Raw genomic sequence first — 25,305 nt, forward strand, 5'->3', positions numbered from 1 at the left:
AAGCACTCCTCCGTTTCTTTTCAGTGATTTAAAATACGGCTTAAGAATAAACGCGCCCTCTCTTCACGGGGGCTTTCGTAAAATTCAGCCGGTGCAGCTTCTTCTAAGATGGCTCCGCCGTCGATAAACACGATGCGGTCCGCCACTTCTTTTGCGAATCCCATTTCATGTGTGACGACTGCCATGGTCATGCCTTCCTTTGCGAGTGTTTTCATGACATCCAGCACTTCCCCGATCATTTCCGGATCAAGCGCGGATGTGGGTTCATCAAACAGCATAATTTCGGGCTTCATCGCAAGCCCCCTGGCGATGGCGACACGCTGCTGCTGGCCGCCGGAAAGCTGTGAAGGATAAGCGTCCGCTTTTTCCGGTATACCGACTTTTTTCAAATAGTATAAGGCCGTTTCTTTTGCTTCTTCTTTTGATTGCTTAAGCACTTTGATCGGTGCGAGCATGATGTTTTGCAGAACGGTTTTGTGCGGGTACAGATGAAAATGCTGGAACACCATGCCGATATTGCGGCGGACCTTATTTATATCCGTTTTCTTGTCATGGATGGAGACGCCGTTTACCGTTAAGGCGCCTCCATCAACTGTTTCCAGCTGATTAATGCAGCGGAGAAGCGTGCTTTTTCCCGATCCTGAAGGTCCGATGATAACGACGACTTCCCCTTTTTTAATGTGCAGATTAATGTTTTTCAGCACGTGGAAATGTCCGTAGTGCTTATTTACATCCTGAAATGAAATCATGGCCATCCTCCTTAAAAAACATGAGTCATATTGACTGGACAGTTTTTGAAATCCTTTAACACATTACGATGGTTATACAGATTTTTATGAATATTATTTAGATTATTTCGTAATTTCTGATAATTATTTCCGTCAAGAGGTCTGCGTCATAAGGCGGAGTTTATGAAACGGGAATAATTCCGGCTTTCTGTCAAAAGATAAAGCAAGAGGTGAAACGTCATGCTTCAAAAACCGCTGCAGATCTTAATGTGGACGGCTGTATGTCTGCTCGTTTTGTTAACAGTGTATGTCTTTTGCATGCTCGATATGTTATGGTCTCCCATTTGGCTTGTTATAAAATCTCTCTTTATTCCTATATTCATCGCAGTATTTATTGCTTATCTTTTACTTCCGATTACTGAATGGCTTCATAGAAAAGGGATGCCTAGAACTTTAAGCCTGCTTCTGATTTATTGCCTGTTTTTCGGCGGAATCGGCTGGGGGGTTTATAAAGGGATTCCTGTTTTAATTGAACAGCTGCAGGATCTGTCTGAGAGCATTCCCGGTCTTGCCAAAAACTACAACAGCATGCTGAAGCATCTGCATAATCACACGGATCATTGGCCTGACGGCATGCACCATCGAATGGACAAAATGATTCAGCAGACAGAAACGTTTCTTGCCAGCACGATTGAAAGCACGATCAGAAGCATCCGTTTCGTGCTTGATTATATCCTGATCGCGGCGACGATTCCTTTTCTCGTGTTCTATATGGTGAAGGATATAGACGTCATGAAAAAGACAGTCTGGTATTTGACGCCGAAGTCCTGGAGAAAAAGGGGGAGTGAATTTCTGCGGGATGTGGACGACTCTCTCGGTGATTACATCCGCGGTCAGCTTCTCGTTTGTTTTTTGCTCGGGCTAATAGCCGGCGTTTCATTTTGGCTGTTCGGGCTTCCTTACCCGCTGATTTTGGGCCTTGCCATCGGGATTACGAATGTCATCCCGTATTTCGGTCCGTTTATCGGCGCTGTACCGGCGCTGCTCCTTTCGCTGGCGATTTCTGCTAAAGCCGTGATCATCGTAATCGTCACGATTTTTATTCTGCAATTTATAGAAGGAAACATTTTGAGCCCGCTTATTGTCGGGCGCAGTCTCAGAATGCACCCCGTCGTGATCATGCTGGCGCTCCTTGCCGGCGGAGAGCTCGCGGGCATTCCCGGCATGATTCTCGCTGTTCCGGCGGCAGCCGTTTTAAAAGTGACGGCCATACACTTTTTGCGGATCAGGACGGAACATTGACATTCGGGTTCTGCTTGTCTATAATTTCGAGTAGAATACATACGAATCTCGAGTGACGGATATGAGTACGCCGAAGCCCTGTTTAAGAGAGAAGCTCCGATACGCTGAAAGGAGCTTCAGCAGAAGATCGGCCGAAGCTAATCCTGAGTGCAGTTAAAGGCTGCCGCAGTCCTGCGTTACGGGATGAAAGGTGACAGGCCTTTTTCGGCCTGTAATCAGGGTGGTACCGCGAGACAGCTCTCGTCCCTGTGTGAACGCATGGTTTGCATAGGGAGAGAGCTTTTTTGCTGTCGCAAAAGAGAATTTCGGGTAGTGATAAGGAGGAATATAGATGAAACACTTAACTTCTGCTGAAGTGCGTCAAATGTTTTTAGATTTCTTTAAAGAAAAAGGCCATGCCGTTGAACCGAGCGCCTCATTGGTTCCGCATGAAGATCCGTCTTTATTATGGATCAACAGCGGCGTTGCGACGCTGAAAAAATACTTTGACGGCCGCGTTGTGCCGGAGAATCCGAGAATTGTAAACGCGCAAAAATCAATCCGAACAAATGATATTGAAAATGTGGGGAAAACGGCGCGCCACCACACGTTCTTTGAGATGCTCGGAAACTTTTCCATCGGTGATTATTTTAAAGAAGAAGCGATCACGTGGGCATGGGAGTTTTTAACGAGCGAAAAGTGGATCGGCTTTGATCCGGAGCTGCTGTCTGTAACGGTTCACCCTGAGGATGAAGAAGCTTATACGCTATGGGCGGAAAAAATCGGCGTTCCGGAAGAAAGAATCATCCGTCTGGAAGGGAACTTCTGGGATATCGGCGAAGGCCCGAGCGGACCGAATACGGAAATTTTCTATGACCGCGGCGAGAAATACGGCAATGACCCGTCAGATTCTGAATTGTATCCGGGCGGCGAAAATGATCGTTATCTTGAAGTATGGAACCTGGTATTCTCAGAGTTCAACCACAACCCGGACGGCACGTACACACCGCTTCCGAAGAAAAACATTGATACGGGCATGGGGCTTGAACGGATGGTCTCCGTGATTCAGGATGTCCCGACAAACTTTGACACTGATTTGTTTATGCCGATTATTGAAGCAACAGAGCGCATTTCCGGAGATGCTTACGGAAAGGATGCAGTGAAGGATACGGCCTTTAAAGTGATCGCCGATCATATCAGAACGGTCGCATTTGCGGTAAGCGACGGGGCGCTGCCTTCGAACGAAGGGCGCGGGTATGTACTGAGACGCCTCTTGCGCCGGGCAGTGCGATACGCGAAAACCCTCGGTATCAGCCGTCCGTTTATGTACGAGCTAGTACCGACTGTTGCAGGAATTATGGACGCTTTCTATCCGGAGGTGAAAGAAAAGCAAGAGTTTATCGCCAAAGTCATCAAAACGGAGGAAGAGCGCTTCCACGAAACATTAAACGAAGGTCTGGCCATTTTATCCGACGTGATAAAGAAAGAGAAGGAAAAAGGCAGCGGCATCATCTCCGGAAAAGACGTATTCAAACTGTACGATACGTACGGATTCCCGGTTGAATTGACGGAGGAATACGCGGAAGATGAGCAAATGACGGTTGACCATAAAGGCTTTGAAGCCGAAATGGAAAAACAGCGTGAACGGGCGAGAAATGCGCGCCAAGATGTAGGAAGCATGCAGGTTCAGGGCGGCGCGTTGCGCGATATTACCGCAGAAAGCACATTTGTCGGCTACAGTGCCGTAAAAGCTGAAGCGAAGGTGATCGAGCTTCTTCATGACGGGCAATTAATCAGCGAGGCGCATGAAGGGGATACCGTCCAAATCCTTCTTGACAAAACGCCTTTCTATGCTGAAAGCGGCGGACAGATCGGTGACAGAGGAGTGCTGAGAAGCGAGCAGGCTGTCGTAACCATTAAAGACGTGAAAAAAGCTCCGAACGGTCAGCATGTACACGAAGGCACGGTGGATAGCGGCACGATTCAAAAAGGCGCAAGCGTGACGGCTGAAGTTGAAGATCAAATGAGAAGCGGCGTGGTGAAAAACCATACGGCTACCCACCTTCTGCACCAGGCGCTGAAAGACGTTCTCGGCACACATGTCAACCAAGCGGGTTCACTCGTTACCGAAAACCGCCTGCGTTTTGACTTCTCTCATTTCGGTCAAGTGACGAAAGAAGAACTTGAACGCATTGAAGGAATCGTCAACGAAAAAATCTGGAAGAGCATTCCGGTAGTGATTGATTTGAAACCGATCAATGAAGCGAAAGAAATGGGCGCGATGGCCCTGTTCGGCGAGAAATACGGCGATATCGTCCGCGTCGTACAAGTCGGAGATTACAGCCTTGAGCTTTGCGGCGGATGCCATGTCACGAATACGGCTGAAATCGGCCTGTTTAAAATCGTATCCGAATCAGGGATCGGCGCAGGGACACGAAGAATTGAAGCCGTAACAGGAAAAGGCGCTTATCAGGAAATGAACAGCCAGCTCAGCCTTCTGCAGCATGCTGCGGACGAGCTGAAATCAAACGTAAAAGACGTACCGAAGCGAATTCAGTCTCTTCAAGCGGAGCTGAAGGAAGCGCAAAGAGAAAATGAATCATTGCTCAGCAAACTCGGCAATGTGGAAGCCGGAGCCATTCTGTCTAAAGTAAAAGACATCGGCGGCGTAAAAGTGCTGGCTGAAAAAGTAAATGCGAAAGACATGAACCACCTTCGCACTATGGTGGATGATCTGAAAGCGAAGCTCGGTTCTGCGGTCATCATTCTCGGCGCCGTGCAAAATGAGAAAGTCAACCTTTCAGCAGGCGTGACGAAAGACCTGATCGAAAAAGGCCTTCATGCCGGCAAAATGGTCAAACAAGCGGCTGAAGTCTGCGGAGGCGGAGGCGGAGGCCGTCCGGACATGGCACAGGCCGGCGGAAAGCAGCCTGAAAAATTGGAAGAGGCGCTCGCATCTGCGGTAGATTGGATAAAATCCGTTTTATAATCCTTTCAAGTAGTGTAGAATGATGATAAGATGAGGACCTCAGGCTGAACTTTGCCTGCGAATTTGGGAAAGAGGTGCAAAACGGTGAGCTCGTTTGATAAAACGATGAAATTTAATTTCTCCGATGATTCTGCTGAAACAAACGTCGAAGAAGTGCTGAATACGGTATATGATGCGCTTCAGGAAAAGGGGTACAATCCTATCAACCAGATTGTCGGATACTTGCTGTCTGGAGATCCTGCATACATTCCTAGGCATCGCGACGCCCGGAACTTAATTCGCAAACTGGAACGTGACGAATTAATTGAGGAATTGGTAAAATCCTATCTAGAACAGCATAAAGAGGCGTAAATACATTCATGAGAATATTGGGACTTGATCTTGGAACGAAAACACTCGGCGTAGCTTTAAGCGATGAAATGGGCTGGACCGCTCAAGGCATTGAGACGATAAAAATAAACGAGGCTGAAGGAGATTACGGTCTGGACCGTTTATCCGAGCTGATGAAAGACTATAATGTAGAGAAGATCGTGCTCGGTTTTCCGAAAAACATGAACGGGACGATCGGTCCGAGAGGCGAAGCCAGCCAAACATTTGCGAAACTGCTTGAAACAGCGTACAATGTCCCTGTTGTGCTGTGGGACGAGCGTCTGACGACGATGGCGGCTGAAAAAATGCTGATCGCGGCTGACGTCAGCAGGCAAAAACGAAAAAAAGTCATTGATAAAATGGCGGCTGTCATGATCCTTCAAGGATATCTGGACAGTTTAAACTAAGAGGTGAAAAAAATGGAACACGGCGAAAAACACATTACAATTGTCGATGATCAAGGCAACGAACAGCTTTGCGAAGTGCTGTTCACATTTGAAAACGACACATTCAACAAATCTTACGTACTTTATTATCCGATTGATGCTCAAGACGATGATGAAATCGAAATTCACGCTTCAAGCTTCGAACCGAACGAAAATGGTGAAGACGGCGAACTGATGCCGATTGAAACCGATGAAGAGTGGGAAATGATCGAAGAAACGCTGAACACGTTTTTAGCGGAGGAAGACGAAGAATAAAATGAACGGAAAAAGCCGGAGCGCATATGTGCTTCGGCTTTTTTTTGTAATAAATTGCCGAATGCACATGAATCATGTAGTATAAGAGCTGTTGGGAGGAAAATACTTGTATGAATATCAATCAGACTAAACATTCATTTCCGCGTAAAAACAAAAAAACGACGATAATACTGTCCTCCGTGATCGCTCTGCTTATCATCATTTGCGGTGCTTTTTTCTATGGAAAATCTCTGCTGTCTCCGGTTGACAAAGGCAGCAAAACGGCAGTCAATATTAATATTCCGAGCGGTTCTTCCGTTTCGGCAATCGCTGAAATTCTTGAGGATCAGCATGTCATCAAAAGCAAAAAAGCATTTCAGCTGTATGTGAAGTATAAAGGCGCTTCCGGATTTCAGGCGGGATTTTACCACCTGAATAAAGGAATGGATGCGGATGCGATTATCAAAAAACTGACCGCGGGATCAACGGGATATGCTTTTCAGATCTCCGTTCCTGAAGGAAAACAGCTTACGCAGATTGCGGATGCGATCGCAAAAGAAACATCATATTCAAAAGAAGAGATCATGGCGAAACTGGATGACAAAACATTCATCGGCAAACTGAAGAAACAGTTTCCTGATACGATAACGGACGCGCTTTCAAACAAGAAGCTCAAGCATCCGCTAGAAGGCTATCTGTATCCGGCCACATATCCTTTTAATGATCCGGATGCATCGCTTGACACGATTTTGACGGCAATGGTTCAGGAAACAAACACCCGTATCGAAACATATAAATCTGAACTGGAAAAAAAGAAACTTTCCGTCCATAACGCGCTGACAATGGCATCGCTTATTGAAGAAGAAGCCACCGCCAAAGCCGACCGTCACAAAATCGCCAGCGTTTTTTACAACAGGCTCGAAGAAAAAATGCCGCTGCAGACTGACCCGACGGTATTATATGCGGCCGGTAAGCATAAAAGCCGGGTCTACTACAAAGACCTGAAAATTGATTCTCCGTTTAATACGTATAAACATAAGGGGCTGCCGCCGGGACCGATTGCAAATGCCGGTGATTCATCATGGGAAGCGGCTCTCCGCCCTGACAAAACGGATTATCTCTATTTCCTTGCAAAATCAAACGGCGAGGTTGTTTTCACCAAAACATTAAAAGACCATAATAAAGCGAAGGAAAAGTATATTTCCAAAAAAGACAGCGAATAAAAGGAGGGCAAAAGCTCTCCTTTTATTCCATTCTGAAAGGTTTTATGATAAAATATATCGGGTTGTTTACTTATGGATAAAGAAGTGTCTTAAGAGAGTGTCCCCGCGGATTCGTCAGGGGCACTCCTTTTTAGAACGGAGGCTGTTTGCCGTGAATGATCGGTATGAACAAATAAACGAGTATATAAACGCGATGCTGAAGCCTCGGCCTGATAAAGTGAAAAAGCTTGAAGCCTATGCAAAAGAGCACCATGTTCCGATTATGGAAGAAGCGGGCATTGAAGTGCTGCTTCAAATGCTGTCGATTCAACAGGCGAAAAACATTTTGGAAATCGGCGCGGCAATCGGATATTCCGCCATACGGATGGCGCTTGAGCTTCCGGATGCGAATATTTACACGATTGAACGGGACGACAAACGCTATGAAGAAGCTGTGAACAATATAAAAGACTTTGAAATGGAAAACCGGATTCACGTAGTGCACGGGGATGCGCTGGAACTTTCTGAGTCTGTCCGTGTCACGGCTCCTTATGATGCCATTTTTATCGACGCGGCCAAAGGCCAGTACACGAACTTTTTTGAGCTCTATGAACCGATGCTTGCGCCGGATGGAGTCATTTTTACGGACAATGTTCTGTTTAAAGGGCTGGTGGCGCAAAATCACTCGGACATTGAGCCGAAAAGAAGACGGAAGCTTGTTGAAAAAATTGATCAATATAACCAATGGCTGATGGACCGGCCTGACTATCAAACGGTCATACTGCCGGTCGGAGACGGCATCGCCATCAGTAAAAAGAAGAGGTGAAGGATCATGAAAAAACCTGAACTTTTGGTGACTCCGACTTCTGTACAGGATATTCTTCCGCTCATTCAAGCGGGCGCAACGGCCCTGTTGGTCGGAGAACAGAGATACGGCCTGAGACTGGCCGGTGAATTTTCAAGAGAAGATATAAAAGAAGCCGTAAAGACAGCTCATCAGGAAGGCGCGAAAGTGTACGCCGCCGTCAATGCTATTTTTCACAACGAAAAAGTGGACGAGCTGAACGGCTATCTTGCCTTTTTGCAGGAGGCCGGCGTTGATGCGGCTGTTTTCGGTGATCCGGCCGTTTTAATGGCGGCGCGTGAAGCGGCTCCCGAGCTTAAACTGCATTGGAGCACGGAAACAACGGGAACCAACTACTATTCCTGCAATTACTGGGGACGCAAAGGCGCACGGCGGGCAGTGCTGGCTAAGGAATTAAATATGGACAGCATCATTGACATAAAAGAAAACGCCGAAGTGGAAATTGAAATTCAAATCCACGGCATGACGTGCATGTTCCAATCGAAGCGTTCTTTAGTGGGCCATTACTTCGAATACCAGGGTAAAGTCATGGACATCGAACAGAAGAAAAAAGAAGCGGGGATGTTTCTGCATGACAAGGAACGGGGCAATAAATACCCGATTTTTGAAGATGAAAACGGCACGCACATCATGAGCCCGAACGATGTGTGCATGATTGATGAACTAGAGGACCTGATGGACGCCGGCATCGATTCTTTCAAAATCGACGGAGTTTTGAAGTCTCCTGAATACTTAACTGAAGTGACCCGCATGTACAGAGAAGCAATCGATTTGTGCTTCGAAAGCCGAGAGACATACGAAGAGAAAAAAGAGAGCTGGATAGAGCGGATTGAAAGCATTCAGCCTGTGAACAGAAGCATCGACACAGGATTCTTCTTTAAAGAAACGGTCTATTAAAAAGGAGGGTGCAACGGATGACAGCCGTAAATCAAACCATTTCCAAAGTCGTAAACGGAAAACGCGTCATTACGAAAAAACCTGAACTCCTTGCTCCGGCAGGAAACCTTGAAAAATTAAAAATTGCCGTTCATTACGGAGCGGACGCGGTTTTTATCGGAGGACAGGAATACGGACTCCGCTCAAATGCGGATAACTTCTCAATAGAAGAAATCGCAGAGGGCGTAGAATTTGCCAAAAAATACGGGGCAAAAATATATGTGACAACAAACATTTTCGCCCATAATGAAAATATGGACGGTCTGGAAGAATACTTAAAAGCGTTGGGAGACGCAAAAGTTGCCGGAATTATCGTCGCTGATCCGCTGATTATTGAAACATGCCGGAGAGTGGCCCCGGACGTAGAAATTCACCTCAGCACACAGCAGTCCCTTTCCAACTGGAAAGCGGTGCAGTTCTGGAAAGAAGAAGGGCTTGACCGCGTAGTGCTTGCCCGTGAAACGAGCGGACTGGAAATTAAAGAAATGAAGGAAAAGGTGGATATTGAAATTGAAACCTTTATCCACGGCGCCATGTGTATCGCTTATTCAGGCCGATGCGTGCTGAGCAATCACATGACGGCCCGGGATTCTAACCGCGGCGGCTGCTGTCAGTCCTGCCGCTGGGATTATGACCTGTATCAGACAGACGGTGCAAACGCGGTCGCGCTCTACGACGAAGAAGACGCTCCGTTTGCGATGAGCCCGAAAGATTTAAAATTGATTGAATCCATCCCGCAAATGATCGAGATGGGCATCGACAGCCTGAAAATTGAAGGCCGGATGAAATCGATTCATTACGTTGCGACGGTTGTCAGCGTGTATCGCAAAGTCATCGACGCATACTGCGCTGATCCTGAAAACTTTGTCATTCAAAAAGAATGGCTGGATGAGCTGGACAAATGTGCAAACCGGGATACCGCGCCTGCTTTCTTTGAAGGCACGCCCGGGTATGAAGAGCAGATGTTCGGTGAACACGGAAAGAAAACAACATTTGATTTTGCCGGTCTCGTGCTCGCGTATAACGAGGAAACTCAAATGGTGACGCTCCAGCAGCGCAATTTCTTTAAACAAGGTGACGAAGTGGAATTTTTCGGTCCTGAAATCGACAATTTCACATTCACAATCGGCACTATTTGGGACGAAGACGGAAACGAGCTTGATGCTGCCCGCCATCCCCTGCAAATCGTTACATTTAAAGTAGACAAAAAGATTTATCCGAGCAACATGATGAGAAAGGGGAAGTAATCACCAATGGGTAAGAGTCCTGTAGTTATAGGCATCGCAGGAGGTTCCGGATCAGGAAAAACAAGCGTCACCCGTTCCATCTATGAACAGTTTAAAGGACACTCGATTTTAATGATCCAGCAAGACCTTTATTATAAAGACCAAAGCCATCTTCCGTTTGAAGAAAGGCTGAACACAAACTATGATCACCCGCTCGCATTTGATAATGACTATTTAATCGAGCATATTCAAGAGCTTTTGAATTACCGGCCGATAGAAAAGCCGATTTATGATTATAAACTGCATACGCGTTCTGAGGAAACCATTCCGGTTGAGCCGAAGGATGTCATTATTCTGGAAGGCATTCTCGTTCTCGAAGATAAAAGACTTCGCGACCTCATGGATATGAAACTTTATGTCGACACGGACGCGGATCTCCGTATCATCAGACGGATTATGAGAGATATTAACGAAAGAGGCCGTTCAATCGATTCTGTCATTGAGCAGTATGTGTCCGTCGTCAGACCGATGCACAATCAGTTTGTTGAACCGACGAAACGCTACGCGGACATCATTATTCCGGAAGGCGGACAAAACCACGTCGCGATTGATCTGATGGTCACGAAGATTCAAACGATCCTTGAACAAAATGCAATTTTGTAATACCATAGCATAGACATAAATAACTCAGACCATATTATGTATAGGCTGGAAGGGAATGAGACAGTTCCCTTCTTTCCCTGTTTATAAACCGAAACATTTGCAGAAAACACACATTCAGTTTAAGATAAACAGTACCTATATGGGAGAGAAGAACGAGGACTGCCCTGTGTTCTCATTCTTGATTTTTTCGTTTATGCTCTCATACATAATCACACGTTATTGTTGAGGGACAACCACCAAGGAGTGAAGGAACATGGCACAAGAAAAAGTTTTTCCGATGACTCACGAAGGAAAACAAAAACTAGAACAAGAATTAGAGCAATTGAAAACGGTTAAACGTAAAGAAGTAGTAGAACGCATTAAAATCGCAAGAAGCTTCGGAGATCTGTCAGAGAACTCTGAGTATGATTCTGCAAAAGAAGAACAGGCATTTGTGGAAGGGCGCATCACGACGCTTGAAAACATGATCCGCAATGCGAAAATCATCGAGGACGACGGCGGTTCAAATGTAGTCGGTTTGGGAAAAACCGTATCATTCATCGAATTGCCGGACGGTGAAGAAGAATCTTACACGATTGTCGGAAGCGCTGAAGCTGATCCGTTTGAAGGGAAAATTTCAAACGACTCGCCAATCGCCAAAAGCCTGCTCGGCAGAAAAGTGGACGAAGAAGTGACAGTTCAGACGCCGGGCGGAGAAATGCTCGTGAAAATTGTGAAAATTTCATAAGATCCGTTTAACAATGAAACACCTCGTCCAAAATGTGGATGAGGTGTTTTTTTATGATCGTATCAAAAAGGCTGAAAGCGGCCGTGATTTGTTTTCTGCTCGTGTTTTTCTTTCTGCTTGCGAGGCTGGCTGAAATTCAGCTGTTTTTTACAGAATCTTTTTCAAAATCCAATATTAATCTGATTCAGGAAAGCGTCAAGCAGCGGACGGAAGAAGTCCTTATTTCAGACGGACGCGGCTCTTTTCTTGATCGGAACGGCAAAGAACTGACCGGAAAAAAGCAGCCTGCCGTCATACTGTTTCCCTTTCTCGTGACGCAGGATTGGCCGGTTGACCGGGTATCAGACATTCTCGGAATGAAACAGGGGGAGCTCAGGCAGCTGCTCACGGAAGCGAAAAAACCGGTGGTCCTGAACAGCAGAAAAATAAAACATTTGACGAAACAATCCGTGTCAAATATCAATTCTTTGAAATATCCCGGCATTTACGGCGTATATATGAAAGACAGCAAAGAAACAAACATAGCCGCTCATCTGTTGGGCGCGACAAACCAGGACCCTGAGCTTTTGAAAAAGAAATACCCCGGCAGGAAGGAACTGCCGATCACGGCAAAGATCGGGACAAGCGGGATGGAGCGGACGTTTGATGAGTTTTTACTGGCGGATCAGGACACAAAACTTTTGTATCATGTCGACGGAAGGGGAAACCCTTTATTCGGAATGGACGTCAAATATACGGCTGAAGCAAACGCGTTTTATCCGCTGCAAGTCAAAACCTCCATCGACCGCAATATTCAAAAAGCAATGGAAGATGTATTGAAAGACCGCGGGTTAAAAAAGGGGGGAGCCGTCCTTTTAGACATTGAAAAAAGCAGTGTGCTCGGAATGGTATCAAAGCCTGACGCCGACATGTCAAAGCAGCAGACACTGCAAAATTACATGCTGACGCCGATTTATCCGGGATCAGTGTTTAAAACGGTGATCGCCGCAGCCGCCATAGAACAAAACGAAGTGAAGCCGGGCACATCCTTTAACTGCAATCTCAACCTGTACGGAGAGCCGGGGGATGACAAAGGCACGCTCAGTTTTGGAGAAAGCTTTGCCCAAAGCTGCAATTATACGTTTACAAGCCTTGCGGAAAAATTGATCAAAAAAGATGATTCCGTTATTGAAAACATGGCGGAAAAACTCGGTCTCACCCAGCGGGCGGGCTGGGAAGGCAAGCTGTACCGGGAAGACGGATTCAGGCAGCTGTATAATGAAAAAAGCGGGGTCATTTGGGGAGATGACAAAGACAAAACCGTAAAAAAAGCCGTCGCACAGACGGCGATCGGGCAAAAAAACGTGAAAGTCACGCCTCTTGAAGTCGCCAATATGATGGCGGCGATCGCGCGCGGCGGTGAAAAAAAACAAGTCAAAATCGCGGACAAAATTGAATACAAAAACAAAACGACGATGGCGTCATTCAAAGATCAGCCGTTAAAAGGGGAAAACATCGACAAATATACGGCGCAGCAGCTTCAAAAAATTCTCAGAGAAGTCGTCACCTCACCGAAAGGAACCGGCCGAAGGTTTCAGGATCTGCCGTATGAGATAGCAGGCAAATCGGGAACGGCCCAGACGGGAATGTTCACAAAAGAAAAACAGACGCTTTACCACAAATGGTTTGCGGGATACTTTCCCGCGGACAAGCCGAAATATGCTCTCGTGGTGCTGCACATGGACACGCCGGGGGATAAGGCTCTGACAAATACAGTGTTTTATGATATTGTTAAAAAGGTACATGAAAATGAAATAAATCAGACATAGAACAACCGCTCAGCCCATGTTAAAATATATGCTGAGCAAGAGGGATAAAGGAGTGCAGAATGATTGAGCAATAAACAATCTCGTTTTGAAAACCGTGATAAGCGCAGAAAAGCAAATATGGTGCTTAACATTTTAATTGCTATCGTATCTATTCTTATTGTCGTCGTTGCCGTCAGCCTCTTCATCAACAGTCCGTCGAGCGACGTGAGCGAAAAAGCGGACACGAGCCAGAAGCAGGAAACACCTGCATCAGGCAAGACGAAGCAGACATCGGATGAAGACATAAAAGACAGCAAAAAAGATACGGCATCAGACGATGACAAAAAAGATAAACAGGATAAGGACACATCTGATTCATCTTCAGACTCTGACAGCAAAAAAGACGATGATTCATCGAAAAGTGATGACAGCAGCAAAAAAGACTCTGATTCAAGCGATCCTTTTAAAGGCGCAAAAATAACAGAGGGCGGCTCATCAAGCGATGTCGAGAAAACAATTGTTAACCCAAAATGGAAAGCGGTCGGCACAAAGCAGACGGGAGAACATGCGGCGACGTATGACTCAAGCTCTGAAGACTGGTCCGAAATGCTTGACGCCATCTCTTACGCAACAGGCGTGTCAAAAGATCATATGACAGTGCTGTGGCTCGGAAACAATGGAAGCCCGCAAGATGCGAAGGGTAAAGTTTTAGACAAAACGAACGGCAAAAAGTATCAGGTCACCATCACTTGGAAAGACAAAAAAGGCTGGAAGCCGACAAAAGTAGAAACCTTAAAATAACCGCAAAAAAGCAGCTGATTATTCAGCTGCTTTTTTCTGTCATACGTCAGCTGAAAAATGCACCGACGCGCTGTAAAGGATTCTGCCGTCAACGGCCGTCACCTGATGGGATATGGAACGGACGCGAAGCATAATCGCCTGGTTGTTTTCAATCTGAACGTTTATTTTCTTTTCAAGCTCCTGCAAAGATGCCGCTTCGAAAAATTCTACTTTATCTTTGATTAAATCCAATTGAAAATTCATCAGTACAGATCCTCCTGATTTTTCTTCTGAGTCAATGAAAGTATAAGCCTTTCTGCCGTAATTGCGCAATAATCCCAAAGTATTTTAGTACCCTTCCATTCTTTTTTGTGATAGGATAGGAACTGTTCCACGATTAATCCATACTATACTCATAGGAATTATAAATTATGGAGAGTGAAAAATATGGGCCGTGAATTTATTCCTTTATTTGAAGATTGGGCAGCGACTTATGACGCCACAGTGCACGGGGCTGACAAACAATATGCCGCTGTTTTTAAAGGATATGACAACATTCTTGACAGCATTGTCGCACTTTCAGGTTCAAACGTTTTAGAGTTCGGACCGGGAACGGGGAATTTAACGGCGAAATTAGCCGCTGCGAACAAAAAGGTGTTTGGTGTAGAACCGTCTCCGTCAATGAGAAAACTGGCGGCTGACAAGCTTTCTGACAAAGCCGTGTTCAGTGACGGAGATTTTCTGGAGTTTCCCGCTCCGCCTTTTCAAATAGATACCATCGTCAGCTCGTACGCCTTTCATCATTTAACCGATGAAGAAAAGCGAACGGCTGTAAAGCAGTATGGCGCAATCCTTCAGAAGCATGATAAAATAGTGTTTGCCGATACAGTCTTTAAAGATCATGAAGCTTATGATGAAGCCATTAAAAAAGCAATCCGAAACGGCTATCATCAATTAGCGGACGATTTAAAGACGGAACATTATCCGACACTCGGGACAATGAAAAACATCTTTTCAGAAGAGGGATTTGCCGCGCGGTTTACGCAGCAAAATGACTTTGTCTGGATAATGGAGGCGATTAAACGGTAAATCGAAGGGATTGTGTATAAATGAAACTGGCAGTCATCGGAGCAATGGAAGAGGAAGTTACGATTTTAAGAAGCAAACTGAAAGACGCAAAACAAGAGATGATCGCTCACTGTGAGTTTACAACTGGCAGCTATGAAGGCGTCGAAGTCATCTTGCTGAAATCAGGTATCGGGAAAGTCAACGCGGCGATCAGCACGACGCTTCTGCTTGACCGTTTCAAACCTGATTATGTGATTAACACAGGCTCAGCGGGCGGTTTTCATCATACATTGAATGTAGGCGACGTCGTCATCTCAACAGATGTCCGCCATCATGACGTGGATGTGACGGCGTTTGACTATGAATACGGACAGGTGCCGGGTCTTCCGGCAGCATACAAAGCTGATGAAAAGCTGATCAGTATTACTGAGGAAGCGGTTTCTGAACTGAACGGCATTCAAGTCGCCAAAGGCACAATCGCAACGGGAGATTCTTTTATGAATGATCCGAAGCGGGTTGAAGACGTACGCGCCAAATTTGCGGATTTGTACGCGGTTGAGATGGAAGCTGCGGCTGTCGCACAGGTGTGCCATCAGTTCAAAACGCCTTTTGTTGTCATCAGAGCTTTATCTGATATTGCCGGAAAAGAATCTGACGTTTCATTTGATAAATTTTTAGAACAGGCTGCCGTTCATTCAACTGAGCTTGTCCTGAATGTCATCAAACGAATTCACTAAGCGGGGGATTCTCGTTCTCCTCCGCTTTTCCAGGAGGAGGACATATATTGAACGTGATAACAGATATTACAGAACTGATCGGAAATACACCGCTGCTCCGTCTCAAGCATTTTGATCTACCGGAGGGAACAGCGGTTTATGCTAAGCTTGAGATGATGAATCCGGGCGGAAGCATTAAAGACAGGCTGGGCGGGATGCTCATTGAAGATGCGCTTCGCACGGGAAAGGTGAAACCGGGCGGCGTTATCATTGAGGCGACTGCCGGAAACACCGGGATCGGACTCGCTCTGTGCGCCAGAAAGCATCAGCTTCGCGCCGTTTTTTGCGTCCCGGAGCATTTCAGCAGAGAAAAGCAGCAAATTATGAAAGCTCTCGGAGCGGACATCGTGCATACGCCGAGAGAAGAAGGCATGCAGGGAGCCATCCGAAAAGCGCTTGAACTGGAGAGAGAAATTAATAATTCTTATGCCGTTCTGCAATTTAAAAACCGAGTAAATCCATTGACTTACTACAAAACGATCGGACCTGAAATATGGAACGCGCTCGGCGGGGATATCCACGCTTTTGTCGCAGGAGCGGGTTCCGGCGGCACCTTTGCCGGTACGGCAGCTTATTTAAAGGAGAAAAATCCTGCTGTCAAAACGGTGATCGTTGAACCGGAAGGCTCGATCCTGAATGGCGGAGAGCCGCATGCCCATAAAACGGAAGGCATCGGCATGGAGTTTATCCCGGATTATATGGACGAGAACCATTTTGACGCCATTTACACGGTGGAAGACGATACGGCGTTTTCGCTAGTCAGAGAAGCGGCCGAGAAAGAAGGCCTCTTAATCGGAAGCTCTTCAGGGGCGGCTCTTTATGCAGCGCTTGAAGAAGCGAAAAAAGCGCCCGCCGGATCAAATATCGTCACCATTTTCCCTGACGGCAGCGATCGATATATAAGCAAAAACATTTTTCAAGGAGGTCAGTAAGATGAAGAAAAAAACGCTGATGGTGCACGGAGGAATTACGGGAGATGAAAAAACAGGAGCGGTTTCCGTACCTATTTATCAAGTAAGCACGTACCGGCAGCCGAAAGCGGGCGAGCACACGGGTTATGAATATTCAAGAACGGCCAATCCGACGCGGACGGCGCTTGAAAGCTTAATTGCGGAGCTTGAAGGCGGCGCGGCGGGATATGCGTTCGGCTCAGGCATGGCTGCGATTACTGCCGTCATGATGCTGTTTGACAGCGGCGATCATGTTATTTTGACGGATGATGTATACGGCGGCACTTACCGGGTGATGACAGGCGTGCTGAACCGTTTCGGCATTGAAGCGGACTTTGTCGATACGAGCAGCAAAGAAAAAGTCAAAAAGGCCATTCGCCCGAATACGAAAGCCATTTATATCGAAACACCGACAAACCCGCTATTGAAAGTGACTGACCTCAAACTGATGTCTGACATCGCAAAAGAAGCGGGTGTATTGCTTATCGTCGATAATACGTTTTACACGCCGTATTTCCAACAGCCGCTCAGCTTCGGCGCGGACATCGTGCTGCACAGCGCGACAAAATATCTCGGCGGCCACAGTGATGTCGTCGGCGGCTTAGTCGTCACGGCTGATAAAGAACTGGGCGAAAAGCTTCATTATGTGCAAAACTCAACGGGCGGCGTTTTAGGACCGCAGGATTCATGGCTTTTGATGAGAGGCATTAAAACGCTGGGACTCAGAATGGATGCCATCAATCACAGCGCCGGAAAAATCGCCGAGCTGCTTGAAGCACATGATGCCGTTCAGACGCTCTACTATCCCGGATCAGCGAAACACCCGGGCCATGAGCTGACAAAAGCGCAAAGCTCCGGTTTCGGCGGAATGATTTCCTTTGATGTCGGCAGCAGCGAACGCGTCGACGCGTTTTTAGAAAAATTGAACCTGTTTACGATCGCGGAAAGTTTAGGAGCGGTTGAAAGCCTAATCTCCGTGCCGTCCAGAATGACGCACGCATCGATCCCGCGCGACCGCCGGCTTGCGCTTGGCATTACCGACGGGCTCGTGCGGATCTCGGTCGGTATTGAGGATACTGAGGATTTAACGGCGGATGTGAAACAGGCGCTTGATTCACTTTTATAAAGAATGGATAGATTTACATTCTCTGTCGGCTGTCAGCTTGTATTATAATGTTGGTAGACTATAAAACTGGCAGGTGACCTTATATGGAGAAGAAAAGACTGAAATCATTAATAGAAGATTTTAAGCATTACGCATTTATTCTGCTTGCAGTCAGCACCTTCATTTATATCGGCGCGGTTCTTCCCGGACAAGGGCTGACTGCGGGCCAGAAAATGCTGATGTTTGTAACGGATTGTGTATTTTTAGCGGGCGCTTATTTCTGCGTTGACCGTTCACTTATTTATAAAAAGAGGCTGGAAGAGGCCGATGAATAAAAAAAAGCCATTGTCTTTTGACAATGGCTTTTTCGTTTCTTATTCAGACGGGGGTTCGCGTAATTCTTTTCCCATCCCTTTTAAAAACTGCAGCCCGAAGCCGAGCGCGCGGTTAATATCAGGATCACCGACGGCTTTCATCAGTTCAAACATACTGACTTTCCTGTCCTCTTTTAAAAATCTTTGCGCCTGATCCGTCCCGGCCATGGCGCTTTCTAAAAGTCTGCCCATAAATTCGGGATCAGCTTTTGACAGCGCGCCTCCCGCGGCCATCATCGTATTTAGGAGATTGGTGACAGGTTCCCGGGAAATCTGTCCGAGTGCGATTTTGGCAATCTCCTCTTTTGCCTGGAGCATATAGCCGGCGGCATCAAAAATGCCCAAGCCATTCAGCTCTGCCATGATGGACATCGTTTTCGCGACAGCTTCTTCATTTTCTGCGAGAAGCGTCTTCAGTTCTTCCAGTTTTTCAGCTTTCAGCTGTTCCTCTGTTTTCGTTTCTTTTTGAATTTCAGTAATTGGGCTTGCCATAATGTTTCCTCCTTTCCTTAATCAGTTAAGTGCACATAGCCCGGACGGTTCCATTTTCGCTGAGCTTCCACACCGTTTTGCGGATGACGTTTTTTGTTCCGCGGATTTGTTTTCGGAAGCGGCGGAGTATCACAGGAACCAAGCACTTCCATGCGGACTTTTGTCTGCTTATAGGCAGGTGTATGTGTCCGTGAATCATACGCAGGCCCGGTCAGGAAATTAATCGCAGAATCTTTATCTGTAGAGTTCATCGGCAGATAAAGCTCATTTGCGCGGACGCGGTCTGTCACAAGCGCGTTCAATTTAACCGCCCCAAAAGGAGAGACGAGCCGGATCATTGTTCCGTCGCAAATTCCGCGTTCAGCCGCGAGCTCCGGCGATACTTCAACAAATACATCCGGAACTTTAGACTGAATGCCTTTTGACTTGTTTGTCATGTTTCCTTCGTGGAAATGTTCAAGCATCCGTCCGTTGTTAATATGCAGGTCATATTCTTCAGGGAATACAGCAGGCTCCACCCAATCGCTCAGCGCAAAACGGGCTTTTTTGTCCGGGAAGTTAAAGCCGTCTTCATAAAGAAGCGGAGTGCTTTCTCCCGTAAAGCTTCCCCACAAGAAGCTGTTCCAGCCGCTAAGAACGTCATAACTTGCTTTTCCGAACAGCGGAGAAAGGCTCGCCATTTCTGAGAAAATGTCGCTAGGATGCGTGTAATTCCAATCAGCGCCTAAACGATTGGCGACTTCCTGAATAATCCACCAGTCGGGTTTTGCATCGCCGAGTGTCGGAAGCGCCTGATACAATCTTTGCACACGCCGCTCTGTGTTTGTAAATGTTCCGTCTTTTTCAAGAGATGGAACCGCAGGCAGGATGACATCCGCGTATTGCGCCGTTCTTGAAAGGAAAATATCCTGCACAACAAAGAAATCAAGGCTGGATAAAATGTTATGAACATGGTTGGCGTTTGAATCGACGAGCGCCATATCTTCACCGACGAGATACATGGCTTTCATGTTTCCTTCTTCAATCGCATGGAGCATTTCGATATTATCAAGACCCGGCTTGCCGTCAATTTCAACACCGTAAGCTTTTTCGAATTTAGCGCGTGCCGCATCATCGGTAATATGCTGATACCCCGGAAGCCAGCCTGGAAGAGTTCCCATATCGCAAGCGCCTTGAACGTTGTTATGTCCCCGCAGCGGATAGGCTCCGGCGCCCGGACGGCGGTAGTTTCCTGTGGCAAGCAGCAGGTTGGAAATCGCCGCTGATGTATCAGAGCCGCCTGTATTTTGAGTAACGCCCATGCCCCAAAGAACACAAGTGCCGTCTGCATCACGAATCATTTCGGCAATGCGGATGATCGTATTCTGAGAAAGTCCGGTGATGCGCTCCGCATATTCCAATGTGTATTTTTCCAGCGTTTCTTTATAATCATCAAAGTAGTTGACATTTTCATCAATAAACGCTTGATCGTGCCAGCCTTGGTCAATCATATATTTCGTTACTGCCATGAGCCAGACCTGGTCAGTCCCTTGTTTCGGGCTGATAAAGAGGTCGGACCGTTCAGCCATTTCATTTCTGCGCAGATCGGCAACAATCAGTTTTTGGCCGTGCAGTTTATGGGCGCGTTTCACGCGTGTGGCCAGAACCGGATGTCCTTCCGCCGGATTGGCGCCGACGATGAGCACGAGGCCCGCTTTTGCGATATCTTTAATTGTGCCGGCGTCTCCGCCCATACCGACGGTGCGGAATAAGCCGTCCGTTGCCGGTGACTGGCAGTAGCGTGAGCAGTTATCCACGTTGTTGGTTTCAAATACTTGGCGCGCTAATTTTTGGATGACATAGTTGTCTTCATTCGTAATTTTAGAAGAAGAAATAAAACCGACAGAACCATTTCCGTGTTCGGCCTTGATCGAACCGAGTCTTGAAGCGACAAGATCAAGAGCTTCTTCCCATGACGATTCAACAAATGCGCCGTTTTTCCGGATAAGCGGTTTTGTAATCCGTTCTTCCGAATTCACGAAGTCCCAGCCGAATTTCCCTTTCACACAAGTGGAAATCGCGTTAACCGGAGCATCAGAAACAGGCTGAATTTTAAGGATGTCACGTCCTTTTGTCCATACTTCAAAAGAGCATCCGACGCCGCAGAACGTGCAGACTGTTTTTGTTTTTTTCGTCCGTTTATCGCGCATAGCCGCTTCCACTTCAGACACGGCGAAGATGCTTGTATAGTCGGGTTCAACATTTTTCACTAAATCAATCATCGGTTCCATGACATCTTCTTTTATTCCTGTCATAAATCCGGCTTGGCCGAGCATTGATTTTTCCATCAGTGCGTTACAAGGACAGACAGTGACACACTGGCCGCAGCTGACGCAGGAAGATTCATTAATGGCGACGCCTTCATCCCAAATGACCCGCGGGCGGTCGCGCTCCCAATCAATTGAAAGGGTCTCATTCACCTGAAGGTTTTGACACACTTCCACACATTGGCCGCAGGCGATGCATTGGTTCGGATCATAGCGGTAAAACGGGTGAGACATATCAACCGCGCACTTTGAATCATCTTTCGGCGTATACGGATATTTCTGATGCTCAATTCCCATCATTTCCGCTGTATTATGCAGTGTGCAGTTGCCGTTGTTGTTATCGCATACCGTACAGTAAAGCAGGTGATTCTCGAGCAGGCGGTCCATGGCCTCTGTCTGAGCCTCTTTTACCCTTCCCGACGTAAGCGAGATGGACATCCCGTTTTCTGCAGCCGTGGAACAAGAGCGCTGCAATTTCCCGTTTACTTCAACAATACAGGTGTCACATGTTTGAATCGGATCCACTTCCGGTACATGGCATATTTGCGGAATCTCAATTCCGTTTTGGTTTAAAATATCTAAAATCTTAGACCCCTCTGGTGCTTCATACTCCGTGCCGTCAATTTTGACACGGATAGACTGAACGTCTGTCACTTCCAATTCCCCTCCATCTTTTAAACTCGAAAAAAAGCCATGCACATAGATACCGGCCTCCTGTACGGAAAACGGTATAAATACGCATGGCGGAATAGTTCACTAGCAAGTCTTACTAACAGACCAATCCTATTTGTATAAAACGATAGACTCATAACACGTTTCCTATTACAAATCCATCTTCACTGCTTTTATTATAAGGTGATATTTATTATAATACAATACGAAAGGAAAACTTTAACCAGGTGAAATGTCACAAAGGGGAACCGGGAATGTCTTTCATAGGCTAAAATCGGAGGGGACAATATGTCTAAAAAAATTCATGAATTTAACGATATTATCCGGAAATTGCGCAAAGAATTATTTGGAAAGGGGCCTGAACGAATTCACACCGTTTTTGTGGATAACATGGCGGTATCTACACTTTACGGCAATCTAAGCGCAAGTGAGCAGTTTATCGCACGCACGCCTGAAGGAAGAGAAATGGTTCATGCGGCGCGTACCAGCTTAATTCAGGAACTGTATTCAAAACAAACGCCTGACGGAATGGAAGAGCTCATCGGAGCAAAGCTTGTGCATCTGTTTTCAGATATTAAAATAGAGGAAAATATTGCCGTATCGGTGTTTGTCTTTGACCGCTCAATTGAAGAGCATAAAGAAGAAATCAAAAGCTGACAATATTCAATTGACACGAAATTGTCACATTTGATATGATATGAACTGCCAGCAGTGGCCTAAGGACGATTTTTTATGGAATGTGTGCATGATCTGTACATATTCTATACCGCATATTTTCATTCTGCTTGATATTGTTGTATGGGTATGCATACAAGTTAGGCAGCATTCAAACCCCGTTTTTTCAGACGGGTTAGTTGAATGCTGCCTTTTTTGTTAGGCGTCTTTGGAAACTGCGGGCTGAAATGATAAATGGAGGGGTTATTATGGCTTTTCGTAAACCGGACGAAATAGCGGAGCTTGCGGTCGAATCAGGGGTAAAAAAGGTGCATTCACCGCTTTCAGCACTGATTGTATTAGGATTTTTGGGAGGAGCGTTTATCGCACTCGGTTATTTGCTTGATATCCGTGTCATCGGCGACCTTCCGAAAGAATGGGGAAGCCTGTCGAGTTTAATCGGGGCGTCCGTGTTTCCCATCGGATTGGTGCTCGTCGTTCTTGCCGGCGCGGAGCTGATTACGGGAAATATGATGTCGGTATCCATGGCGCTGTTTTCCAGAAGAATATCCGCCGGTGCATTAGTGAAAAATTGGGTGATCGTGACGTTGATGAATCTTGTCGGCGCACTGTTTGTCGCTTACTTTTTCGGACATGTTGTCGGATTAACCGAAACAGGACCTTACTTGGAAAAAACAATTGCGGTCGCACAAGGCAAATTGGATATGCCGTTTGGAAAAGTCATTGTTTCGGCGATCGGCTGTAACTGGCTTGTCTGTTTGGCCGTCTGGCTTTCTTTCGGTGCAGAAGACGGAGCCGGAAAAATCGCGGGTATATGGTTTCCGATTATGGCGTTTGTCGCAATTGGTTTTCAGCACGTTGTAGCCAATATGTTTATCATCCCGGCTGCGATATTTGCAGGTTCTTTTTCGTGGGGTGATCTGATTGGCAATCTCATTCCGGCCTTTATCGGGAATGTCATCGGCGGGGCAGTGTTTGTCGGCCTTATTTATTTTATTGCATATTCAAAAAAAGATCAGAAAAAGCAAGGGATGAAAAGAGTTTCCTGAGGTAAGAAAGATGCCGGAAAACACGGACAATTGAAGCGGAATGCCAGCACATTTTCCGTCCAAATCTTGAAAAAAATGTTTACAAAATGGAAGCTGATGGATATACTTACAAAGTAAGAAAAAAGCAAAGGGAGGTTGAATCACATGACGACGTTAAACGGCAATCAAAATCTACAATTGAACCGATTCAGCCTGTGGAAGAGTTCGTGTCCTTCCTTAACCTCTGCCCGTCAAGCACGTTAATTTCGGAGTATCAGGACATTCGCAGCTCCCCGCAGGGAAAGAAGCACCGTCTTCTTTTGTCTGCGGATTTAGTCTGCCCGCAGCGCATATGAACTTTGCTGCGGGTTATTTTCGCTTGTGCGGATATTGAAAGGGGGTGAGCGATAATGACCATTAATCTTTTCTTTTTAACACTGACCATTTCAAAGCGTTTTAAAAGTGCGGAAGAGTATGAACGAGAACAGCAGGTCGAAGAGTTTTATAATGAAGCGAAAGAACGCCAGCTGAAACACTTTTATATGAACTAACGGACACGAAGGGCCAAAACGGAGGAGAAGGAGGAGATCATCATGTTCAGAATTGAACTGCTGAATCATTACACAATGGAGAAGGACCAGGTTTAGCGAGGATGTTGCTGTCACGTCGCAGACGGCCTGCATACCATGGTAAAGAAAGAAAAATTGGTAAGCGGGTGATAGCATGCAAGGCGGTCAGAACAGAATTCCATCCATCGGGCACGGGTATGCGTCAATGCCCCATTCATTTAAACACGGCTACGGCAACCCGTATCGCCGGCAGAGAATGGCGGCGCTTTCCCGGCAGACAAGATATATAGCACCGTGTTATTGGTACTAGAGCAGGCGGAAAACCTACGTTTTCCGTCTTTTTTTTATGAAAACAAATATAAATTTCAAATAAATCGAAACGTTCATGAAGAGAAGTGCGTCTAGTTAGTACCTCATACTAATACGAGGTAATATTATTTCTGAATAATAAATCACAGGAATGGAAAAGCGGGTGTTATACAATGTTGCAACATACATCTTCAGCATTAAAACGAATGCGCGCGAAATACTTTGCTGCATCAGAACCGGCGGAGTCAGTCATTCAGCAAATATTGATGGACATACAGGAATACGACCGCATTTTGGAAATCGGGACCGGAAACGGCTCAATGTTTAAACAAATCATCGGACAGCTTGAAAAGGGCAGTCTTAAAAGCATAGAAACATCGAAACGTAAAATACGGAAAACACAGCGCGCAAACCGTTCGGTTATAAAAGCCGGGCTCGGAAACATTCAGCAGGGGAGGCCGGAAAGCATACCGTTCCGCGACCGCAGTTTTCATAAAGTCTTCTCATTACATACTGCTGAAACAGTCAGCGATTACCGGACAGCATGTAAAGAAGTGTACCGCGTTCTTCAAATTGACGGGTGTTTCTATATGGTTTTGAAACCTTCGCGGATGAGTGAAAAGGATGTGATTGAGGTGCTCTATGATCAGCATTTCAGAGACATTTCAGTTGTCAGCAGAGATTCATTCCATTTTATTACTGCCATTAAATAGAATATTTCTTGGGAAATAAAAAGAGCTGCTTAAGT

General features: G+C 46.2%; 27 protein-coding genes and 1 other annotated feature. Of the genes, 23 read left to right on the plus strand and 4 right to left on the minus strand.

All coding sequences use genetic code 11. The features are described from left to right. Positions 1–20: 20 nt before the first annotated feature. A complete protein-coding gene (locus ABK447_RS06865; protein WP_007408209.1) occupies positions 21–749 on the minus strand; it encodes an amino acid ABC transporter ATP-binding protein in 729 nt (242 codons plus the stop codon). A gap of 219 nt (positions 750–968) precedes the next feature. Between ABK447_RS06865 and ABK447_RS06870 the strand changes: the two genes are divergently transcribed. From ABK447_RS06870 to ABK447_RS06930, 13 genes are all read left to right on the plus strand, one after another. After that, on the plus strand, positions 969–2,030 hold the full coding sequence (locus tag ABK447_RS06870) for an AI-2E family transporter (protein ID WP_100001557.1): 1,062 nt from the start codon (positions 969–971) through the stop codon (positions 2,028–2,030). Between the two features lie 43 nt (positions 2,031–2,073). Then, positions 2,074–2,281 (plus strand) — a binding site (T-box leader). A gap of 80 nt (positions 2,282–2,361) precedes the next feature. Further along, positions 2,362–4,998 (plus strand): alanine--tRNA ligase, encoded by a 2,637-nt coding sequence (gene alaS / locus ABK447_RS06875; protein ID WP_038464103.1) that lies wholly within the window; start codon positions 2,362–2,364, stop codon positions 4,996–4,998. Positions 4,999–5,082: 84 nt separating this feature from the next. Next, complete coding sequence (locus ABK447_RS06880; protein WP_012118070.1) at positions 5,083–5,349, plus strand: IreB family regulatory phosphoprotein; 267 nt, start codon at positions 5,083–5,085, stop codon at positions 5,347–5,349. 8 nt (positions 5,350–5,357) lie between these two features. After that, entirely contained in the window at positions 5,358–5,774 is a 417-nt protein-coding gene (ruvX, locus tag ABK447_RS06885; RefSeq protein WP_003152750.1) for a Holliday junction resolvase RuvX, read from the plus strand. Between the two features lie 12 nt (positions 5,775–5,786). After that, positions 5,787–6,068, plus strand: coding sequence for a DUF1292 domain-containing protein (locus ABK447_RS06890; protein WP_003152751.1), 282 nt, complete (start codon positions 5,787–5,789; stop codon positions 6,066–6,068). Positions 6,069–6,178: 110 nt separating this feature from the next. Further along, entirely contained in the window at positions 6,179–7,270 is a 1,092-nt protein-coding gene (gene mltG, locus ABK447_RS06895) for an endolytic transglycosylase MltG (protein WP_007408212.1), read from the plus strand. A gap of 151 nt (positions 7,271–7,421) precedes the next feature. Next, positions 7,422–8,075 (plus strand): O-methyltransferase, encoded by a 654-nt coding sequence (locus ABK447_RS06900; protein ID WP_025285043.1) that lies wholly within the window; start codon positions 7,422–7,424, stop codon positions 8,073–8,075. A 6-nt stretch (positions 8,076–8,081) separates the two neighbouring features. Next, a complete protein-coding gene (locus tag ABK447_RS06905; protein WP_007408214.1) occupies positions 8,082–9,011 on the plus strand; it encodes a peptidase U32 family protein in 930 nt (309 codons plus the stop codon). A gap of 17 nt (positions 9,012–9,028) precedes the next feature. Continuing rightward, a complete protein-coding gene (locus ABK447_RS06910) occupies positions 9,029–10,297 on the plus strand; it encodes a U32 family peptidase (RefSeq protein ID WP_003152759.1) in 1,269 nt (422 codons plus the stop codon). 6 nt (positions 10,298–10,303) lie between these two features. Next, positions 10,304–10,939, plus strand: coding sequence for a uridine kinase (gene udk, locus ABK447_RS06915; protein WP_003152763.1), 636 nt, complete (start codon positions 10,304–10,306; stop codon positions 10,937–10,939). 253 nt (positions 10,940–11,192) lie between these two features. Next, entirely contained in the window at positions 11,193–11,666 is a 474-nt protein-coding gene (greA, locus tag ABK447_RS06920; protein ID WP_003152766.1) for a transcription elongation factor GreA, read from the plus strand. A 53-nt stretch (positions 11,667–11,719) separates the two neighbouring features. Beyond that, on the plus strand, positions 11,720–13,474 hold the full coding sequence (locus tag ABK447_RS06925) for a penicillin-binding protein 2 (RefSeq protein ID WP_015240280.1): 1,755 nt from the start codon (positions 11,720–11,722) through the stop codon (positions 13,472–13,474). Between the two features lie 63 nt (positions 13,475–13,537). Further along, on the plus strand, positions 13,538–14,254 hold the full coding sequence (locus tag ABK447_RS06930) for a YrrS family protein (RefSeq protein ID WP_014305483.1): 717 nt from the start codon (positions 13,538–13,540) through the stop codon (positions 14,252–14,254). A gap of 39 nt (positions 14,255–14,293) precedes the next feature. Here ABK447_RS06930 and ABK447_RS06935 read toward each other — a convergent pair whose 3' ends face one another. Beyond that, complete coding sequence (locus tag ABK447_RS06935; protein ID WP_100001724.1) at positions 14,294–14,497, minus strand: YrzA family protein; 204 nt, start codon at positions 14,495–14,497, stop codon at positions 14,294–14,296. A gap of 183 nt (positions 14,498–14,680) precedes the next feature. On the opposite strand from ABK447_RS06935, the gene ABK447_RS06940 reads away from it, so the two are divergent. The 5 genes from ABK447_RS06940 (at position 14,681) to ABK447_RS06960 (ending at position 18,467) form a co-directional block, all read left to right on the plus strand. Then, positions 14,681–15,322: a class I SAM-dependent methyltransferase gene (locus ABK447_RS06940; protein WP_012118064.1), complete on the plus strand. Its 642-nt coding sequence runs from the start codon at positions 14,681–14,683 to the stop codon at positions 15,320–15,322. A 20-nt stretch (positions 15,323–15,342) separates the two neighbouring features. Then, on the plus strand, positions 15,343–16,038 hold the full coding sequence (mtnN, locus tag ABK447_RS06945; RefSeq protein ID WP_003152774.1) for a 5'-methylthioadenosine/S-adenosylhomocysteine nucleosidase: 696 nt from the start codon (positions 15,343–15,345) through the stop codon (positions 16,036–16,038). A gap of 47 nt (positions 16,039–16,085) precedes the next feature. Next, on the plus strand, positions 16,086–17,009 hold the full coding sequence (locus ABK447_RS06950; protein WP_007408220.1) for an O-acetylserine dependent cystathionine beta-synthase: 924 nt from the start codon (positions 16,086–16,088) through the stop codon (positions 17,007–17,009). A 1-nt stretch (position 17,010) separates the two neighbouring features. Further along, a complete protein-coding gene (locus ABK447_RS06955) occupies positions 17,011–18,153 on the plus strand; it encodes a bifunctional cystathionine gamma-lyase/homocysteine desulfhydrase (protein WP_038459323.1) in 1,143 nt (380 codons plus the stop codon). 83 nt (positions 18,154–18,236) lie between these two features. After that, a complete protein-coding gene (locus ABK447_RS06960) occupies positions 18,237–18,467 on the plus strand; it encodes a YrhC family protein (protein WP_012118061.1) in 231 nt (76 codons plus the stop codon). A gap of 39 nt (positions 18,468–18,506) precedes the next feature. Here the strand turns inward: ABK447_RS06960 and ABK447_RS06965 are convergent, their stop codons facing one another. Together ABK447_RS06965 and fdhF are read right to left on the minus strand one after the other, a co-directional pair. Continuing rightward, positions 18,507–18,998 (minus strand): DUF1641 domain-containing protein, encoded by a 492-nt coding sequence (locus ABK447_RS06965; protein ID WP_085342221.1) that lies wholly within the window; start codon positions 18,996–18,998, stop codon positions 18,507–18,509. A 17-nt stretch (positions 18,999–19,015) separates the two neighbouring features. Next, positions 19,016–21,958: a formate dehydrogenase subunit alpha gene (gene fdhF / locus ABK447_RS06970; protein ID WP_100001722.1), complete on the minus strand. Its 2,943-nt coding sequence runs from the start codon at positions 21,956–21,958 to the stop codon at positions 19,016–19,018. A gap of 306 nt (positions 21,959–22,264) precedes the next feature. Between fdhF and ABK447_RS06975 the strand changes: the two genes are divergently transcribed. The 5 genes from ABK447_RS06975 (at position 22,265) to ABK447_RS06995 (ending at position 25,270) form a co-directional block, all read left to right on the plus strand. Continuing rightward, positions 22,265–22,633, plus strand: a complete 369-nt coding sequence (locus ABK447_RS06975) for a DUF2294 domain-containing protein (RefSeq protein ID WP_007408224.1) — start codon at positions 22,265–22,267, stop codon at positions 22,631–22,633. Positions 22,634–22,899: 266 nt separating this feature from the next. Further along, the gene (locus tag ABK447_RS06980; protein WP_007408225.1) at positions 22,900–23,700 is read left to right on the plus strand and encodes a formate/nitrite transporter family protein; all 801 of its coding nucleotides are present in this window, start codon (positions 22,900–22,902) and stop codon (positions 23,698–23,700) included. A 389-nt stretch (positions 23,701–24,089) separates the two neighbouring features. Then, on the plus strand, positions 24,090–24,230 hold the full coding sequence (locus ABK447_RS06985) for a YrzI family small protein (RefSeq protein WP_003152787.1): 141 nt from the start codon (positions 24,090–24,092) through the stop codon (positions 24,228–24,230). 172 nt (positions 24,231–24,402) lie between these two features. Beyond that, positions 24,403–24,558: a hypothetical protein gene (locus ABK447_RS06990; RefSeq protein WP_164463361.1), complete on the plus strand. Its 156-nt coding sequence runs from the start codon at positions 24,403–24,405 to the stop codon at positions 24,556–24,558. A 172-nt stretch (positions 24,559–24,730) separates the two neighbouring features. Beyond that, on the plus strand, positions 24,731–25,270 hold the full coding sequence (locus ABK447_RS06995) for a class I SAM-dependent methyltransferase (RefSeq protein ID WP_007408228.1): 540 nt from the start codon (positions 24,731–24,733) through the stop codon (positions 25,268–25,270). The last annotated feature ends 35 nt before the right edge of the window (positions 25,271–25,305 follow it).

Source organism: Bacillus sp. hwrm1, assembly GCF_040207805.1.
Lineage (GTDB): Bacteria > Bacillota > Bacilli > Bacillales > Bacillaceae > Bacillus > Bacillus velezensis.